At 69.7% G+C, this 17120-nt stretch carries 13 protein-coding genes and 1 CRISPR repeat array; of the genes, 8 read left to right on the forward strand and 5 right to left on the reverse strand.

Features of this window, described 5'->3' with window-relative positions; translation table 11 throughout:
• The first annotated feature begins 11 nt into the window (after window positions 1–11).
• Genes ABLE43_RS01640 through ABLE43_RS01650 form a run of 3 tightly spaced genes read left to right on the forward strand, consistent with a single transcriptional unit; the run spans window position 12 to window position 3442 of the window.
• On the forward strand, window positions 12–212 hold the full coding sequence (locus ABLE43_RS01640) for a hypothetical protein (protein WP_348976720.1): 201 nt from the start codon (window positions 12–14) through the stop codon (window positions 210–212).
• A gap of 54 nt (window positions 213–266) precedes the next feature.
• The gene (locus ABLE43_RS01645; protein WP_348976721.1) at window positions 267–1607 is read left to right on the forward strand and encodes an MFS transporter; all 1341 of its coding nucleotides are present in this window, start codon (window positions 267–269) and stop codon (window positions 1605–1607) included.
• Complete coding sequence (locus ABLE43_RS01650) at window positions 1604–3442, forward strand: DUF8034 domain-containing protein (protein ID WP_348976722.1); 1839 nt, start codon at window positions 1604–1606, stop codon at window positions 3440–3442. Before ABLE43_RS01645 ends, ABLE43_RS01650 begins: the two co-directional genes overlap by 4 nt.
• A gap of 251 nt (window positions 3443–3693) precedes the next feature.
• Here the strand turns inward: ABLE43_RS01650 and ABLE43_RS01655 are convergent, their stop codons facing one another.
• The 3 genes from ABLE43_RS01655 to kdgD form a co-directional block, all read right to left on the reverse strand.
• Entirely contained in the window at window positions 3694–5253 is a 1560-nt protein-coding gene (locus ABLE43_RS01655) for a carboxylesterase/lipase family protein (protein ID WP_348976723.1), read from the reverse strand.
• Window positions 5232–6119 (reverse strand): LysR substrate-binding domain-containing protein, encoded by an 888-nt coding sequence (locus tag ABLE43_RS01660; RefSeq protein WP_348976724.1) that lies wholly within the window; start codon window positions 6117–6119, stop codon window positions 5232–5234. Before ABLE43_RS01660 ends, ABLE43_RS01655 begins: the two co-directional genes overlap by 22 nt.
• Window positions 6120–6310: 191 nt before the next feature.
• The gene (gene kdgD / locus ABLE43_RS01665) at window positions 6311–7246 is read right to left on the reverse strand and encodes a 5-dehydro-4-deoxyglucarate dehydratase (RefSeq protein ID WP_348976725.1); all 936 of its coding nucleotides are present in this window, start codon (window positions 7244–7246) and stop codon (window positions 6311–6313) included.
• A 212-nt stretch (window positions 7247–7458) separates the two neighbouring features.
• Between kdgD and ABLE43_RS01670 the strand changes: the two genes are divergently transcribed.
• The 5 genes from ABLE43_RS01670 to ABLE43_RS01690 all read left to right on the forward strand — a co-directional run bounded on the left by ABLE43_RS01670 (window position 7459) and on the right by ABLE43_RS01690 (window position 14271).
• Entirely contained in the window at window positions 7459–8004 is a 546-nt protein-coding gene (locus ABLE43_RS01670) for an RNA polymerase sigma factor (RefSeq protein WP_348976726.1), read from the forward strand.
• A complete protein-coding gene (locus tag ABLE43_RS01675) occupies window positions 7994–8986 on the forward strand; it encodes a FecR family protein (RefSeq protein ID WP_348976727.1) in 993 nt (330 codons plus the stop codon). The genes ABLE43_RS01670 and ABLE43_RS01675 overlap by 11 nt, the downstream gene beginning before the upstream one ends.
• 97 nt (window positions 8987–9083) lie before the next feature.
• A complete protein-coding gene (locus ABLE43_RS01680) occupies window positions 9084–11774 on the forward strand; it encodes a TonB-dependent receptor (RefSeq protein ID WP_348976728.1) in 2691 nt (896 codons plus the stop codon).
• Window positions 11775–11848: 74 nt separating this feature from the next.
• Window positions 11849–13399, forward strand: a complete 1551-nt coding sequence (treF, locus tag ABLE43_RS01685; protein ID WP_348976729.1) for an alpha,alpha-trehalase TreF — start codon at window positions 11849–11851, stop codon at window positions 13397–13399.
• Window positions 13396–14271, forward strand: a complete 876-nt coding sequence (locus ABLE43_RS01690; protein WP_348976730.1) for a glucokinase — start codon at window positions 13396–13398, stop codon at window positions 14269–14271. Before treF ends, ABLE43_RS01690 begins: the two co-directional genes overlap by 4 nt.
• A gap of 320 nt (window positions 14272–14591) precedes the next feature.
• Window positions 14592–15749: a CRISPR direct-repeat array (repeat unit 36 nt; unit sequence GTTGCGGTTGGCGCGCGATTTCTGAGTGGCTATACC).
• A gap of 72 nt (window positions 15750–15821) precedes the next feature.
• On the opposite strand, the gene cas2 is transcribed toward ABLE43_RS01690, so the two are convergent.
• Window positions 15822–16163 carry a CRISPR-associated endonuclease Cas2 gene (gene cas2 / locus ABLE43_RS01695; RefSeq protein ID WP_348976731.1) on the reverse strand — a complete coding sequence of 114 codons (342 nt, stop codon included), beginning with the start codon at window positions 16161–16163 and terminating at the stop codon, window positions 15822–15824.
• Complete coding sequence (gene cas1, locus ABLE43_RS01700) at window positions 16160–17101, reverse strand: type II CRISPR-associated endonuclease Cas1 (protein WP_348976732.1); 942 nt, start codon at window positions 17099–17101, stop codon at window positions 16160–16162. Before cas1 ends, cas2 begins: the two co-directional genes overlap by 4 nt.
• Window positions 17102–17120: the final 19 nt, after the last annotated feature.

Below are 17120 nucleotides of genomic sequence, written 5' to 3' on the forward strand. Positions count from 1 at the left end.
TCATCCCCTCTATGGACCGGCGTCTGTGGCCGGCTTGTCTGAGCCTTGCCTATCCGCAGCAAAGCGTCCGACGCCAATTCCGATTCCGCATCGATCATTGCGCGACCCGCACCATCCGCCCCGGCAAGTCCCGTCATCCGGGCGCGATCCAGCCGAAACGTGGCTGGATCATGCGCGTTTTTGACTTGGACCCCGCCCGCGCCTGCCGGTAGCGTCGCTGCCAACGACAAGGGCCGGACCCGCATCCGGCGGACAGGGAGAGCGCGATGACGGTTCAGTCGGTTACGGGCATCGCCGCGGATGGCGCGCGCCCGACGCATGTCCGCTACCGCATCATTGCGCTGATCTTCCTCATCACGTCGATCAACTATGCCGACCGGGCGACCTTCTCGATCGCGGGCAGCGCGGCGTCGGCCGAACTCGGCCTGTCGCCGGTCGCGACCGGATATATATTGTCGGCGTTCGCATGGGCCTATGTCATCGCGCAGGTGCCCGGCGGCGCGCTGCTCGACCGGTTCGGGACGCGGCGGGTCTATGCCGCCGCGATCGCGCTGTGGTCGGTCTTCACCGCGACCCAGGGGTTCGTCGGGCTGGTGCCGGGCGTATCGGCGATCACGATGCTGTTCGGCTTACGCTTCCTCGTCGGGCTGGCGGAGGCGCCGAGCTTTCCCGGCAACGCGCGGCTGGTCGCGGCATGGTTTCCGGGGCGCGAGCGGGGCACCGCCTCGGCGATCTTCAATTCGGCGCAATATTTCTCGCTGGTCGCCTTCGCGCCGTTCATGGGCTGGCTGGTCCACGACTTCGGCTGGCGATCGGTGTTCTTCGCGATGGGGACGATCGGCGTGATCGCGGCGGCCGTGTTCGTCCGCTACATCCACAGCCCGGTGCGCCACCCGGCGATCAACGCCGCCGAGGTCGAACTGATCGAGGCGGGCGGCGGGCTGGTGCGGATGGAGGATGCACAGCCTGGGCGGGTGTCGACCTTCACCTGGGCGAACGTGCGGCAACTGCTCTCCAGCCGGATGATGATCGGCATCTATCTCGGCCAATATTGCATCAACGTGCTGACCTATTTCTTCGTCACCTGGTTCCCGATCTATCTGGTCAAGGAACGCGGGCTGAACATCATGGAGGCGGGGTTCGCCGCCGCTGCCCCGGCGCTGTGCGGCTTTGCGGGCGGCTTGCTCGGCGGGTTCGTCTCCGACCGGTTGCTGGCGCGCACCGGTTCGCTGGACACCGCGCGCAAGCTGCCGCTGCTGGTCGGCATGATCCTCGCCAGTGCGATCATCGGTTGCGTGTTCGTCGAGCAGCAATGGATGGTCGTCGCGCTGATGTCGCTCGCCTTCTTCGGCAAGGGGGTGGCGTCGCTCGGCTGGGCGGTGATGTCCGACGTCGCCCCGCGCGAACTGGCCGGGACTGCCGGCGGCGTGTTCAACATGTTCGGGAACGTCGCGGGCATCGTGACGCCGATCGTCGTCGGCTATATCGTCGCGGCGACCGGATCGTTCGATCTGGCGCTGGTGTTCGTCGGGGCGCACTGCCTGCTGACCATCGTCGCCTTCTACGGCATCGTCGGGCCGATCCGGCGGCTGGAGCTGGCGAAGTGATCGCGCGGCGGGGGTTCCTCGCCGGGGCGGGGGCGAGCCTGCTGCTGCCCGCCGCCGCGCGCGCCGCGACGCCGGTCGTGCGGATCGCCACGCCGATGGCACCGCCGCGCTGGGCGGTGCTGCAACGCGCGTTGCTCGCCGCCAATGCCGCCGCGTGCCGCGCCTATTACGCGAAATATGTCGATGCGCGCGGGTATCTGAAGATATTTCCGCGCTGGGGTGCGAACGACGGGCCGGACGATGCGGCGGAGGCGACCAACGACTGGGAACTGCTCCATGCGCTGGGCGGGGCGGACGACGTGCTCACCATGGCGCGGCGCTTCTGGGAAGGGCATCTGCGGCAATATGCCGCCGCGCGCACGGTCGATGTCGCCATCGCGCGCCGGGGCATGTACCACCGCGAGTTTCCGGTGCAGATGGACTGGCAGCATAATTCGGAGGGGCTGACCGGGTTCAACCGCATGGGGCTGAACACGCCGCAGGACGCGAAGCTGATCGAGCGCACCTGTCGCTTCGCCGATTTCTATACCGGGGCCGATCCGGCCGCGCCCAACTACGACCCGCGCCACCGCATCGTGAAGAGCGCGATGAACGGCAGCCGGGGGCCGATGCTGCATCCCGCCAGCGCGCTCGACTGGGCGGGCGATCCGTTCGACACCCGCCGCTTCCGCATGGAGCATGGCGAGGAGAGTTACGCCCAGACGCTCGGCCATTACGCCGAATATATGGAGGTGGTGGGCGACACCCCGCTCAACACCCATTGCACCATGCTGGGCCTCAACGCCTATGCGCTGGGCGGGGGCGAGCGGTACCGGCGCTGGGTGCTCGACTATCTGGGCGGCTGGGTCGAGCGGGCGCGGGCGAACGACGACATCCTGCCGAGCAATATCGGGCTGGACGGGACGATTGGCGGGTCGGCGGGCGGGCGCTGGTGGGGCGGGGTCTATGGCTGGGGCTTTTCGCCGCTGGTCCCGCAGACCGGCGAGCGGGAGAACCGCAACCGGGTGCTGCGTGCCTTGCCCGCGTTCCTCAACGGCACGCTGCTGACCGGCGATAGCGCGTACATCGAGCTGTGGCGGCGGCAGCGCGACCGGATCGAGGCGGCGGGGCGGACGATCGACGGCCAGTGGCATACCCCCACCATGTACGGCGCGAACGGCTGGTACGGGTGGAAGCCGGGGCCGCACCGCACCAACGGGTTCGAGATATGGTATGTGACCCAATCCCCCGCCGACCGCGCGGCGGCGGGCGCGCATCCGTGGATCGGCTTCCTGGAGGGCGGGAACCCCGGCTGGGCCGAGCGCGCGCTGGAGGCGGACCTGACGCGGGTGCGCGAGCGGCTGGCGCTGGTCGAGGGGGACACGACCTTGCCCGACAACCGGCTGGCCGACTGGACGCTCGACAAGAACCCGGCGAGCGTCACCGCGCTGATCCAGCAGACGACCGGCGGGCTGCACATCGCCCGCCCGCCATGGTCGCCGACCTCGCCGCCGCAGGGCGGCGTGCCGCTCCACTGTCGGCTGCGCTGGTTCGACATGGACAAGCGGCGCGCGGGCCTGCCCGACGGGGTGGCGGCGCTGGTCGAGGCGATGGACGACCGCGGCGTGACGGTGGTGCTGGTCAACCTGTCCGACGCCCCGCGCGTGGTGGCGATGCAGGGCGGGGCATGGGGCGAGCACCGGCTGGAACGGCTGACGATCGACGGCCGGTCGCACGACGTGGCTGGACGCGGCGCGACGCTGCGGATCGAGCCGGGATGTGGGGCACGGATCGCGGTGACGATGCGGCGTTATGCGCAGATGCCGCGCCTCGACTTTCCGTGGGACCGGGTGTGAACGAGGCCAAAGTTTACAAAGTTTACACTTATGAAGCCCGTTTTCGGACCTGATCGGCGCGGTCCCGGTTCGCGGGCGATGCGGACAGCATGGCATGGTTCGGGGGGTGTAGGAAAGCCGCCGTCGCGTGGGAGGCTGGCGTCCGCAGCGGCGAGCGTCGTGTTCGCGGCGATCCCCCTCCACCAGCTTCGCTGGTCCCCCTCCCCGTGCCGGGGAGGATGCCGGCTACGCGGGAACGATCGCGTCCGCTCCTAGCCGCCCGGCTTGATATAGGGGGCGACCGCGAACAGCAGGCGTTCGTCGCGGCGGGGGTCGTTCTCGACGCGGGGGTCGCGGTCGAACATCATCGTCGCGCGGGTCGGCAGCGTGAAGCGCGGCCATGCGGGCAGGGTGCCGCCGTTCGGATCGCCCGTCGCGGCGAAGCGGACGAAGGCATCGGCCATCGTCGCCGACAGCGCGCGCGCCGCCGCGCCGTCCCCGCTCGGGGCGTCGGCCACGCCGGTGTTGGCGAACACCAGCGGGATGTCGAGCGTGTGATAGGCCCCCAGCACGCCGCCGCCTTCCGGCGCGGGAAAGTCGAGCTGGTACATCCATGTCGGACCGTCCAGTGCGGCGCGCGCCTCCGCCTGGATCAGATGGCCGGGCCATGATCGCCCGGCGGTGGAGGCGGCGAGCAGGATCTGCCCCGGCGTACGCGCCGGATAGAGCGCGCGGTAGCGTTCGACGACGAACGCCGGGTCCATGTCCTTGACCATCTGCGCCGACAGCCGGTCGGGCAGGTTCGCCCAGTCGGTATCGCCCCGCAGCAGGATGTCGCGCAGCCAGTAGCCGGTTTCGTCCCGCGTGTTGCCGCAGATCAGCGGGATATGCGCCGCCTCGCGCGGGGCGTCGGGATAGAAGGGATGGCGGGTCAGGACGCGGTGGTCGAGCGTCGAGGTGAAGCTGATCTCGCCCTTGCCTTCGATCGGGTCGGGCGTCGCCATCGCCGCGACCAGCCGCTCGACCGGCAGCGTCGCGAGTTCGGCGACGCTGCGCGCGCCCGCGCGCTCCATCCATGCCCGCGCGCGGCGGGCGGCGTTGCGCGGACCGGCGGCGGTGACGTGCTGGCCGCTCATCGTGACCGCGCGGTGGAACAGCGGGCGCGCCTCGGCCATCGCCATCAGCGTCACGACCTTCGCCCCGCCGCCCGACTGGCCGAACAGCATCACCCGTTCGGGATCCCCGCCGAAGCGGGCGATGTTGGCGCGGACCCATTGCAACGCCAGCACGATGTCGAGATTGCCGACATTGCCCGATTCCGCCGGGCCGCCCAGCGCCGCCAGACAGGCATAGCCGAGCCCGGCCAGCCGGTGGTTGAGCGTGACGACCACCACGTCGCCGCGCCGGGCGAGGTTCGCACCGTCGGTCAGCGGATCGCTGCCCGAGCCATGGGCGTGCGCACCGCCGTGGAGATAGACCATCACCGGCCGCCGCGCGGCATCGGCGGCGGGGGTCCAGACGTTGAGGAACAGGCAGTCCTCCGACGTCGGTTCGGTCGCGCGGGTCTGCGGCGCGGCGCGGCCGTAGCGGGTGGCGTCGGCGATGCCCTGCCACGGCGTGGGCGGGATCGCGCGCGCGAAGCGGCGGGATGCGGTGTCGGCGCCGTAGCGCAGCCCGCGGAACACCGCGACGCCGCCGTCGCGCAGGCCGCGCACCCGGCCATGGGTGGTCGTCACGACCGGATCGGCCGGGCTGCCACGCGCCGCGACCGGCACCGCGGCAAGGCCCGCAAGGACGCTGCGCCGGTCGATCACGCGACCACGTCGGCGCACAGCCGCCGCATCGGTTCGAGCGCCGGATTGGCATTGTCGCGCCGCCACGCGAGGTGAAGCTCGACCGGCAGCGGCGGATCGGTGACGAGCGCGCGGAACTGCACGTCGAGCAGGTGCAGGCCCGTCGCCGATTCGGGCACGATCGCGGCGGCGAGACCGGCATGGACCAGCCCCAGCATCGAATGAATCTGCGTCACATGCTGGACGTAGTCGGGGGCCACGCCCGCGCCGTCGAACAGCCCGGCGAGCAGCGCGTGGAAATAGCCGGCACCCTGTCGCGCATACATGATGAGCGGGGTCGCATCGAAATCGGCAAGGCGGAAATCGGCCTGCCCCGCGCGCGGATCGCCCGGCGGCAGCGCGACGACCAGCGGTTCGTGGCGCACCGCCAGCGTCTCGAATTCGTGCCGGTCCACCGGGGGCCGCACGAAGGCGATGTCGATCAGGCCGGTCAGCAGCGCCTCCACCTGATCGGTCGTCACCATCTCGTGCAGTTCGAGGTGGATGTTGGGGAGCGCCATGCGCGCCTGCGCCACCACCTGCGGCACCAGCGTATAGCCCGACACGGCGGTGAAGCCGATCGCGACGCGCCCCTCGTCGCCCTTCGCCACGCGCCTTGCCGCCAGCGCCGCGCTTTCGGACAGGCGCACGATGCGCTTGGCCTCGACGAGGAACAGGCGACCCGCCGGGGTCAGTGCCACGGTGCGGCTGGTGCGCTCGAGCAGCGTCACGTCGAGGATGCGTTCGAGCAGCTGGATCTGGCGGCTGAGCGGCGACTGGGTCATGTTCAGCCGCGCCGCCGCGCGACCGAAATGCAGTTCCTCGGCGGCGGCGACGAAGCAGCGGAGCTGGCTCAGTTCAAACATGGGGACCATGCTAGAACGGCCTCGGGGCGGTGGCCAGCGAGGGCTGCCTGCTTCCCTCCCTCACCCGGATTCCCGTGCGAACGTCGCGCGCCCGACCCGAAACGCCCCGTACCCCGGCCTTCGCCGGGATACGACACGGCTGCCTTCGCGGAGCAATGCCGACCAGAGCGGGGCGAAGCGGCACGCGCCGATCACGCCGCCGCGCGGACGGGGGTGCGGACACCCTCGATCAGCACGCGCAGCTGCGCTTCCTCGTCGCTCGACAGGTCGGTCAGCGGGCTGCGCACCGGCCCCGCATCCTGCCCGACGACGCGCATCCCCGCCTTGACGATCGACACCGCATAGCCCGCACCGCGATTGCGCAGCGCGATATAGGGCAGGACGAAGCGCTTCAGTTCGGCGAGCACCGTCGCATGGTCCTGCGCACGGACGGCTGCGTAGAAGGCCAGCGCCCATTCGGGCAGGAAGTTGAAGATCGCCGAGGAATAGGTGGTGACGCCCATCGTCAGATAGGGGGTGGCGAAGGTCTCCGCGGTCGGCAGGCCGCCGATATAGGTGAGGCGGTCGCCCATCCGGGCATGGATGCGGGTCATCAGCTCGATATCGCCGACCCCGTCCTTGTAGCCGACGAGATTGGGGTTGCGCTCGCACAGCCGCGCCAGCGTCTCGTCGTCGACCACCGCATTGTCGCGGTTGTAGACGATGACGGCGAGGCCGGTCGCGCGGCACACCCGTTCGATATGGTCGGCAAGGCCCGCCTGCTTCGATCCGACGAGATAGGGGGGCAGCAGCAGCAGCCCGTCGGCCCCCGCCGCCTCGGCATCGCGGGCGATGTCGACGGCGATCCCGGTACCATAGCCGCAGCCCGAGATGACCGGCACCTTGCCCGCCGCCGTATCGACCGCCGCGGCGACGACGCGCGCGACCTCCGCCGGGGTGAGCGAGAAGAACTCGCCGGTGCCGCCCGCCGCGAACAGCCCGGTCAGCGGATGGGCGAGCATCGATGCACAATGCGCACGATAGGCGTCCTCGACGAAGCCCCCGTCCCGGTCGAAATGGGTGACGGGAAAGGACAGCAGCCCCCCGCCCATGCGGCGCATCATCGTGGTCGGATCGGTGGTGGCCATCGCTGTTTCCCATGCTCGTTCGCGGACGGCCGACGGGCCTCGCTGTCCCTCGTCGGGTATCAAGCGGGGTCCGGGGCGTCCAAACCAAACAGCGGTTGGATCGATGCGGGATCGGACTGGATGATATCGTTCGACGGATGTGGACGTGCGCGACCCCGCCGCGCCGGGCATCGGCCATTGACGGTGTCGCATTCTTGCCCGAGTCACGCGGGATGATCGCGCCTCGGGAAAATCCGGAGAAACAGGAAGGGCGGCTCGGGACGCTGCAGGAACTCATCGCGTCCTACAGCAAGCCGCTGACCCGGTATTTCCGGCGCCGTACCGCGTCGGACCAGGACGTGCCCGATCTGGTGCAGGAGGTGTTCCTGCGCCTCAGCCGGATCGACGATCCCGGCGGCATCCAGGAGCGCGACAGCTTCATCTTCGTCACCGCCGCCAACGTGCTGCGCGACCGGGCGCGACGCGACAAGGTGCGTCACGAGGATGCGAGCGTCCCGATCGAGACCTGCGACCTGCCCGGTTCGGACTTCGCGCCCGATCGCGTCCTCGAGGGACGACAGGCGGCGGAGCGGTTGCGCGAGGTGCTGGAAGAGTTGCCGGAACGGACCCGCGACGTGTTCGTGTTGCGCATGCTGGAGGGATGCAGGATGACCGAGGTCGCCCGCGCGATGGGCATATCGACCCGCGCGGCGGAGAAGCATCAGGCACGGGCGCTGGCCTATGTCGCCGAGCGACTGGCGGACTATCATGGCGGCTGATCCGCGCATGGTGGCAGCGGCGGAATGGGTCGAGCGGCTGCGCGACGCGGGCCCTGCCGAGCGACGGCGCTTCGCGGCGTGGAAGGCGCACCCCGACAACGACGCGGCGTGGCAGCGGATCGCCGTCGCGCGGACCGCCGTGGCGGACATGGCGGACGATCCGGCGCTGCTGGGGCTGCGCCATGCCGCGGTCGCCCGCAGCGTGCTGAACCGCCGCCCGCGCCGCTGGCCGATCTGGTCGGCGGGGGCGGCGGCGGTCGCCGCGACGCTGGCCGTCCTGACGTTCGCGCCGACGCCATCGATACGTTCCGCACCGGACGCCACGGCACAGGCGCCGTCCGGCCCGGTCTATCGCACCGAACCCGGACAGCGGCTTGCCGTGACGTTGCGCGACGGTTCGCGCCTGATGCTGAACACCGACAGCGTCGTGCGCGTCGCCTATGGCGATGCCGAACGCCGTCTCGTGCTGGAACGCGGCCAGGCGCTGTTCGAGGTGGCGGGGCACCAGCCGCGCCCCTTCGTCGTGGCCGCGGGCGGACGCGAGGTCGTGGCGCATGGCACGCAGTTCGACGTGCGGCTCCGGTCGGACGCGACTGAGGTGGCGCTGATCGAGGGCAGGGTATCGGTGCGCGACGGTGTGCGGCGCGACCGGCCGATCGCGATGGTGCCCGACGACATCCTGACCGTCGACCCGACCGGCGCGGCGATCCGCCACCTGCCGGGGGCGGCACGGGCACTGGCAAGCTGGAGCGAGGGCAGGGTCGAGTTCAGCGACGCGCCGCTGGCGGGCGCGGTGGCGGAGATGAACCGGTATCTGCCGCAGCCGATCACGATCGCGGACGATCGCGCCGCGCGGCTGCGGATCAGCGGCGCGTTCCGTACCGGGGAAAGCGCGCCGTTCCTCGCGGCGCTGACATCGGGTTTCCCGGTCGAGGTCCACCGCCAGCCGGGCGGCGCGATCCGCATTTCGTCGCGCCGCTGAAAAAAAAGTCGCGGCGGCAGGTTCGGGTTTTCCGACCGGCTGCGTCTTGCCCCTCCGAACGATCCCGGACGTGGATCGACGATCAGGAGAGGGTGGAATGAACGGATACCGGGCAGCGATCGCGGGCGGCATGCGCCTGGGCGCGCTGGGGCTCGTGCTGGCGGGGACGACCTACACCGCGTCGGCGCAGGCGGCGGTCAGCGTCAGCATCGAGCGGCAGGATCTGGGGCGCGCGCTGCTGCGCTTCTCGCGGCAGAGCGGGCGGCAGATCCTGTTCGCGCCCGGGCTGGTGCGCGGCAAGAAGGCGCCCGGCGTGCATGCGCGGATGGAGGTCGACGCGGCGCTGGCGGCGTTGCTCAGGGGATCGGGCCTGACCCATCGGCGCACCGACGGGGGCGCCTATCTGATCGTCGCCGTGCCCGTCGCGCCACCCGCGTCGCAGGCCGGCAGCCGGGCGGCGGCGGCACCGCAGGAGCCTCCGGCGACGGCGCAGGCCGAACCGGCCGAGGCGGAACAGGAAATCGTCGTGATCGGCACCGCCGGGGCCGGTACCCGGCGACAGGACGCGGCCTATGCCGTCACCACGATCGACAATGCGCTGGCACAGCGGCTCGGGACCGCCAGCACCGCCGAGGTGCTGCGCGCGGTGCCCGGCGTCAGCACCGAATCCTCGGGCGGCAAGACCGGCGCGAACATCTTCGTGCGCGGCTATCCCTCCGGCGGCGATGCCGAATATGTCACCTTCCAGACGCAGGGCGTGCCGTTCTTCCCGCCGCCCACGCTGTCGTTCCTCGAGAATACGCAGCTGATCCGCATCGACGAGACGGTGCTGCGCGTGGAGGCGGTGCGCGGCGGAACCGGTGCGCTGTTCTCGAACGGGCAGCCGGGGCTGACGATCAACCTCGTCCAGCGCGAAGGGCGGCAACGGCAGGAAGGGCTGGTGAAGCTGTCCGCGACCGATTTCGGCGAGCTTCGCGCGGATGCGTATGTCGCCGGGCCGATCGACGGCGCGACGACCTATATGGTCGGCGGCTATTATTCGGTGTCGCGCGGCCTGCGCGATCCGCAGTTCGAGGCGGAGCGCGGCGGGCAGATCACCGCGAATGTCCGGCGCGACCTCGGCGGACGGGGATCGCTGTTGCTGTTCGGGCGCTATCTCGACGATCGCGGGCAATGGCTGCTGCCGATCCCGGTCGTGCAGGACGGCGACGCGATCGCCGCCTATCCGGGGTTCGCCGCGGGCAGCGGGACGCTGGCAGGCAACGACAACCGCTTCGGCGTGCGCAACGACGGCAGCCGGGTCGACCTGGCCGACGGGCGCGGCGCGCGGATCGGCAATGTCGGCGGCAACCTCGAATATGAACTCGCCGACGGCCTGTCGTTCCGCGACCGGGCCAGCTGGCTGGGGGGCGATGCGGACACCACCGGGCTGGTCCCGGTCGGCGCGCCGGTCACGGCCGCCGCCTATGCCGCGGCGAAGGGCGGCACGATCGCGACGCTGCGCGCGACGGGCGGGGCGGGCGCGCTGTCCGCCGCCACGCCGGTGCTGGAAGCGGGGATGTGGACCGTCGAGAAGGAGCTGGGCGCCTTCGTCAACGACGCCGCGCTCGAATGGAAGGGCGATCGCAACACGTTGACCGGCGGCGTCTATTACACCCGCTATACCTCGCGCGATCGCTGGAACCTCGGCAACAGCCTGCTGCTCGTCGCCGAACCCAATGCGCGGCGGGTCGACATGACGCTGACCAACGGCGCGGTCGTCACCCGCAACGGCGTTGCGGGCGGATCGTTCTTCAAGGTGAACGCCGACTATACCGGGGAGGACATCGCCGGATATGCGGTCGATGAATTCCGGCTGACCGACGCGCTGCGGATCGACGCCGGTGTCCGCTATCAGCACCACCGCGTCGACGGCACGCTCGAGAACCTCGCCCCGGCGCCGGGCGCGGGCGGCCTCGACGGCAATCCGCTGACGCTCTACGACAACGGCGAGGCGCGGCTCGACGGAAGCTTCCGCACCGTCCGCTACCGCGGCGGCGCATGGTCGTGGACGGCGGGCGCCAATTACGAATTCACCCGGCAGGTCGGCATGTTCCTGCGCTACAGCCGGGGGAACAGCTTTCCCTTCTTCGACAATCTGCGCGACGGGATCGACGTCGCGCCGCAGGTCGACAGCTATGAAGGCGGGCTGAAGGTCAGTTCGGGCATCGCCAACCTGTATGCGACGGTGTTCCACAACCGCTTCGACGGCCTTGCGACCACGGTGATCGCGGCGGGCGCCCCGATCGCATCGGTCGGCGGCGCCAAGGCGACCGGCGTCGAGCTGGAAGGGCAGCTCCGCCCGTTCGGGGGCTTTTCGGTCGGCGGGTCGGCGACCTATCTCGACGCGAGCTACCGCGACTTCTTCACCGACGGCGGGCGGACCGACCTGACCGGCAACCGGGTACAGCGGCAGGCGAAATGGCAATGGCGCGTGACCCCTGCCTATGACGTGGCGATCGGCGCGGCGGGCAGGGCCGGGGTCTTCGCGACGATCGGCTATGTCGGCGACCGTTTCTCCGACGTGCAGAACCAGCAGCTGCTGCCGGGCTATTACAAGCTGGACGCGGGCGTCACCATCGACCTGACCCGCCGGATCCAGTTCCAGATCGTGGGCGACAACCTGACCGACGCGATCGGGCTGACCGAGGGCAATCCGCGCACCATCGGCACGCAGGGCAGCGGCACGATTCTCGCCCGTCCGATCCTCGGCCGGTCGCTCCGCTTCGCCGCCGCCTTCCGCTTCTGACGCCTCCCCCCTGCGGCCGTCCGTCGCATGGCGGCGGGCGGCCGCCCCTTTCCTTTTTCCATCAGGGGTTCGCGATGCCGCGCCATTCGATTCCGTTCGCCGTCGCCCTGGCCGCCGCCGCGCCCGCCATGGCGCAGGTGCCGCCCGCCCGGCTGTACGGCCCGATGTTCGTGGCGGTGCAGACCGCCCGCATCTTTCCCGACGGCAAGACCTTTGCCGATGCCGTGCCGCGGCGCGATCCCGCCGCGATCCGCGCCGATTACGAACGCCTGCGCCCGACGGGGGCGGCGCTCCGGGCGTTCGTCCTCGCCAACTTCGTGGTGCGCGGCGAGAACGACCGGGGCGACCTGCGCGGACATGTCCGCCGGTTGTGGCCGCAACTGGTCCGCGAACCGGAGCAGGCGGTGCCGGGCAGTTCGGCGCTGCCGCTGCCCGCGCGCCATGTGGTACCCGGCGGGCGGTTTCAGGAAATCTATTACTGGGACAGCTATTTCACCATGCTGGGGCTGCGCGCCGACGGGCAGGACGCGCTGGTCGAGGCGATGCTCGACAATTTCACCGCGCTGATCGAACGCCACGGCCATATCCCCAACGGGACGCGCACCTATTACCTCGGCCGGTCGCAGCCGCCCTATTACGCCCTGATGCTCGACCTGTCGGCGAACCGCGATCCCGCGACGGCGGCGCGGCGGCTGCGCGCGCTGAAGGCCGAACATGCGTACTGGATGCAGGGGGCGGCGTGCCTCGATGCCGCCGGTGCCTGCGCCCGCGTCGTGCGGATGCCCGACGGCAGCCTGCTCAACCGCTATTACGACGACGTCGACGGGCCGCGCGACGAATCCTATGCCGAGGACGTGGCGACCGCGGCAGCCGCCGCGCCCCGGCCGGTCGCGCAGACCTATCGCGACCTGCGCGCCGGGGCGGAAAGCGGCTGGGATTTTTCCTCGCGCTGGCTGCGCGATCCGGCGCGGCTGGCCAGCATCCACACGACCGACATCGTGCCGGTCGATCTCAACAGCCTGTTGTGGGCGATGGAGCGCGCCGTCGCCCGCCGCGCCGCCGCCGCGGGCGATCGTGCGACGGCGGCACGGTTCGCGACCGCCGCCGCCCGGCGCAAGGCGGCGATCGATCGCTATCTGTGGCTGGCGGACGCGCGGCGCTATGCCGACCGGGACCGCTCCACCGGGCAGCCGACCGACAGCGTGAACGCCGCGATGCTCCATCCCCTGTTCGTCGGCCTCGCGGGCCAGGCGCAGGCCGATGCGGTCGCCGACACCGTCCGCCGATCGCTGCTGGCCGCCGGCGGGTTGCGCGTCACGACGCGGCGGAGCGGACAGCAATGGGACGAACCCAATGGCTGGGCGCCGCTGCAATGGGTCGCGATCGACGGCCTCGCGCGCTATCGCCACGAACCGCTCGCGCGCGAGATCGCCCGCCGCTGGATCGGGACGGTCGCGGCGGCCTATGCCGAGACCGGCCGGATGCTGGAGAAATACAATGTCGAGGCGCGCACGCCCGGCGGCGGCGGCGAATATCCGGTGCAGGACGGCTTCGGATGGACCAACGGAACCGTCAGCGCGATCCTCGAGCGGTGGCCGACGCTCGCGGCGGAGACCGCGCCATGACCCCGCCCACCGTTCTGGCCGCGATCGGCCCCGACAGCGTCGAGTTCGCGTTGCAGCGAAGCGACGGGAGCAATATGTCCGCGACGGAAACCGTGGCCGCGGCCCGCTATCCGACCTTCAGCGACGCCTTGATACGCTATGCCGACCGGCATCGGCTGAACCTCTACGGCACCCGCCTGTGCGTCGCGGTCGCCGGGGCGATCCACGACGATGCGATCCGCGTGACGAACGGCCGGTGGTATGTGTCGCGATCCGGCCTGTTCGCCGTCACCGGACGCGACGTTGCGATCCTGAACGACGTGTCGGCGATCGCCCATGCCACGCTCGACGGCCAGCCGCTGCACCCGTTCGGGACCGGTCGACCGCGCGACGATCCGGACGGCGGTTGCAGCATCGTCGTGTTCGCGGATCGCGGGCTCGGCGCGGCGACCCTCCACCGCGACGGAACGGCGTTCGTCACCGCCAGCGAGGCCGGTCACATACCCTTCACCCCGCAGACCGCCGCCGAAGGCGAGGTCGCGCGGTTCATCCGCTCCGACGGCTGCGTGACCTATGAGGAGATGCTGATCGCCCTGATGCGGATCGGCTTTCTCCTGCGCCCCGCCACGTTCCCGCACCGCGACGACGCGATGCTGGCGACCATCCTCGGTCGCTATTGCGCCATGGTCGCGCTGACGTCCGCCGCGTGGAACGGGGTCTATCTTTGCGGCTCGGCGATCGCGATGCTCGACCGGCCCGCGATGCGCGACGCCTTCTGCGACGCCTTCCGCAGCGGCGGACCGATGCGCAACCGCCTGCGCGAGATGCCGTTCGCGATCGTCGAGCAACGCGGCGCGATCCTGCGCGGCCTCGCCGCCTTCAGCAAGCGATAGACCCGGCACCGCCGGACGATCGTTCGCGGGCGTTCGGGCCGGGGCGTCGGCATCGACCCGGTTGCCGGGAACGGGCCGACGGCGCTGCGCGACGTGCGACGTGCGGCCATGCGCTGCCGGTTCCCCTTCGCGCGGTTCGTCGTGCTCCGGGTTGATACGGTCGCGTGGATTTCCGGGGACGGGCGCAGGCAGTGGACCGTCGTGCCGGCGAAACGGGCAGCGGGTCGTCCGGGCCGGTTGCCGGTTTGGAGACGTTGCGGTTGGCGCGCGGTGTCGTGGGTGGCCATGCCTTTTCGACGACTGCGACGATGCTTCGCCGTGTTGCGGTTGGCGCGCGATCTCTGAGTGGCTATACCCGCCATGGTGTTGGCGAGATTGACGAAGGCGTTGCGGTTGGCGCGCGATCTCTGAGTGGCTATACCCGATCTGATGAAGAAGGCCGCTGCTATCCGTTGCGGTTGGCGCGCGATCTCTGAGTGGCTATACCATTGAGGGCGGTGGCGTCGAAGATGCCCTCGTTGCGGTTGGCGCGCGATTTCTGAGTGGCTATACCACTGCGGGTTCATGATGTCGTCTCGCAGAGGTTGCGGTTGGCGCGCGATTTCTGAGTGGCTATACCCGTCACGCGAATGTCGATATCGCCCGTCTTGTTGCGGTTGGCGCGCGATTTCTGAGTGGCTATACCCTCGCTGCTCCTGATGCGTCTTACCCGTGTGTTGCGGTTGGCGCGCGATTTCTGAGTGGCTATACCCCAATCCCGGTCAAATGGCCCCGCGCAATAGTTGCGGTTGGCGCGCGATTTCTGAGTGGCTATACCGTCGTTAAAAGCTTGGCGCTTGCGACCGCCGTTGCGGTTGGCGCGCGATTTCTGAGTGGCTATACCAGCGGGTGGCAAATGCCGGTGTGTTCCAATGTTGCGGTTGGCGCGCGATTTCTGAGTGGCTATACCATCATCGTCATCATGCAGCGGCTGCATTCTGTTGCGGTTGGCGCGCGATTTCTGAGTGGCTATACCGATATCGACGCGCAGAACCGCGCGCGTCGAGGTTGCGGTTGGCGCGCGATTTCTGAGTGGCTATACCACACGTCCGCAACCGCCTGTTCCTCGATTAGTTGCGGTTGGCGCGCGATTTCTGAGTGGCTATACCTGATGCCGTCTCTGCAAGCAACCGACTGGCTGTTGCGGTTGGCGCGCGATTTCTGAGTGGCTATACCGACGATCATCTGATCCACATTCTCGCCGAAGTTGCGGTTGGCGCGCGATTTCTGAGTGGCTATACCGCGACCAGCACGTCAGTTGCGGGCTCCGTGTTGCGGTTGGCGCGCGATTTCTGAGTGGCTATACCCGGCTTTTGGGTCATCCGAAGCATTTCGCGGTTGCGGTTGGCGCGCGATTTCTGAGTGGCTATACCGCGGCGATCGAAGCGGCGGCGGAAGACGACGTTGCGGTTGGCGCGCGATTTCTGAGTGGCTATACCGGATGTGTTGGTACATCGCTGATATCGTTGGCGAAAACCGGCGCATCCGGAGCCCGTTTCCGGCGCCGGGCATCAGAATAGCGCGAGCTGGTCGGGATTTTTCCGCGGGCGCTTGCGTCGCTGGCTCGAGAATCGGACGATGTTTTCATATTGCCGGTCGGTGAAGGTGAGGATGTGCACCTCGCCCTTCTCGGGCAGGTTGCGCTCGATCCGCGCGAGGTGGGCGTTAAAACTGTCCCTGCCGCTGCAGAAGCGGGCATAGACCGAGAACTGGCTCATCTCGAACCCCTCGTCCAGCAGGAACTGGCGGAACCTGGTCGCGTCGCGCATCTGCTTCCTGGTGCCCACGGGCAGGTCGAACATCACGAAGATCCACATCAGCCGATAGCCGCTCAGGAAGGACGGGTCGCTCATCCGGTCGCGGCGTCCGCCGGATCGATCCGGGCCAGCGCGGACCATGCGGCCGGCGTTGGCGGATCGAAGCAGGCGAGGGCGGGCCGTCCGGTCTCGAACGCGCGCGCGAGCGACTGGGCGAGGCGCACGGCGGCAAGCGATACCGGGGATGCCTCGCCGCCGATCGCGACGTCGAACGCGATCAGCCGGGCGAACTGCCGCTTGTGCGCGGGGGTGAGCGTATCGATCCCGCCGGCCAGCATCGCCACCACCAGCGCATCGACGAGCGGGCGGAACGGCTCGACCAGATCGTCGGCCAGCGCGAAGGCGTTGCCGCGGTTGGCGTGGTTGATGCCGATGGTGGGATGCAGGCCCGCGGCGACGACGGCACGGGCCACGGTCGCCCGCATCACCGCATAGCCATAGTTGAGCAGGGCGTTGGCGCCGGGCGCGTCCCGATCGCGGCGGAAGTCGGGGCCCATGAGCAGCGGCCAGTAGCGGCGCGCCGCCTGCGCCTCCAGATTGTCCGAATCGCCCGATTTGACGCGCCGCGCGATCAGCGCGAAGGCATCGGCACCCGCGACGCCGCGCGCCGCCAGCAACGATCCCTGCATGACGATCTTGGCCGCGACGATGCGGCGCCAGAGTTGCTTGCACAGCGGCTTCGATGCGTTCCATTGCGCCCGGAAGCGCGCATTCTGGGCATGATGGCCCTCGATCGGCAGCGTGACCGCGACCGGGGCATGGTTCGATCCGCAGAAGACGATCGGCGCGCCGCGCTCCACCAGCGCCGCGACGAGGTTGGCGCTCCAGCTGGTGCCATGGGCGTGGACGATCACCGCATGAACATCGTCCAGCGCGATCCGGCCGACCTCCTGCCGCTGCTCCGTGACCAGCAGGAATCCGCGATGCAGCGAGAGGTGACGGCCGTCCGTCGCGATATCGACGATGCGGTCCATGATCGCGCGCCCGCCCGTC

It is taken from the genome of Sphingomonas silueang (assembly GCF_040049155.1).
GTDB lineage: Bacteria > Pseudomonadota > Alphaproteobacteria > Sphingomonadales > Sphingomonadaceae > Sphingomonas > Sphingomonas silueang.

Coding starts and splice junctions, on each gene's coding strand:
- ABLE43_RS01640 (WP_348976720.1), top strand. CDS start 12: ATGGACCGGCGTCTGTGGCCGGCTTGTCTGAGCCTTGCCTATCCGCAG.
- ABLE43_RS01645 (WP_348976721.1), top strand. CDS start 267: ATGACGGTTCAGTCGGTTACGGGCATCGCCGCGGATGGCGCGCGCCCG.
- ABLE43_RS01660 (WP_348976724.1), bottom strand. CDS start 6,119: ATGTTTGAACTGAGCCAGCTCCGCTGCTTCGTCGCCGCCGCCGAGGAA.
- kdgD (WP_348976725.1), bottom strand. CDS start 7,246: ATGGCCACCACCGATCCGACCACGATGATGCGCCGCATGGGCGGGGGG.
- ABLE43_RS01670 (WP_348976726.1), top strand. CDS start 7,459: ATGATCGCGCCTCGGGAAAATCCGGAGAAACAGGAAGGGCGGCTCGGG.
- ABLE43_RS01675 (WP_348976727.1), top strand. CDS start 7,994: ATGGCGGCTGATCCGCGCATGGTGGCAGCGGCGGAATGGGTCGAGCGG.
- ABLE43_RS01680 (WP_348976728.1), top strand. CDS start 9,084: ATGAACGGATACCGGGCAGCGATCGCGGGCGGCATGCGCCTGGGCGCG.
- treF (WP_348976729.1), top strand. CDS start 11,849: ATGCCGCGCCATTCGATTCCGTTCGCCGTCGCCCTGGCCGCCGCCGCG.
- ABLE43_RS01690 (WP_348976730.1), top strand. CDS start 13,396: ATGACCCCGCCCACCGTTCTGGCCGCGATCGGCCCCGACAGCGTCGAG.
- cas2 (WP_348976731.1), bottom strand. CDS start 16,163: ATGAGCGACCCGTCCTTCCTGAGCGGCTATCGGCTGATGTGGATCTTC.
- cas1 (WP_348976732.1), bottom strand. CDS start 17,101: ATGGACCGCATCGTCGATATCGCGACGGACGGCCGTCACCTCTCGCTG.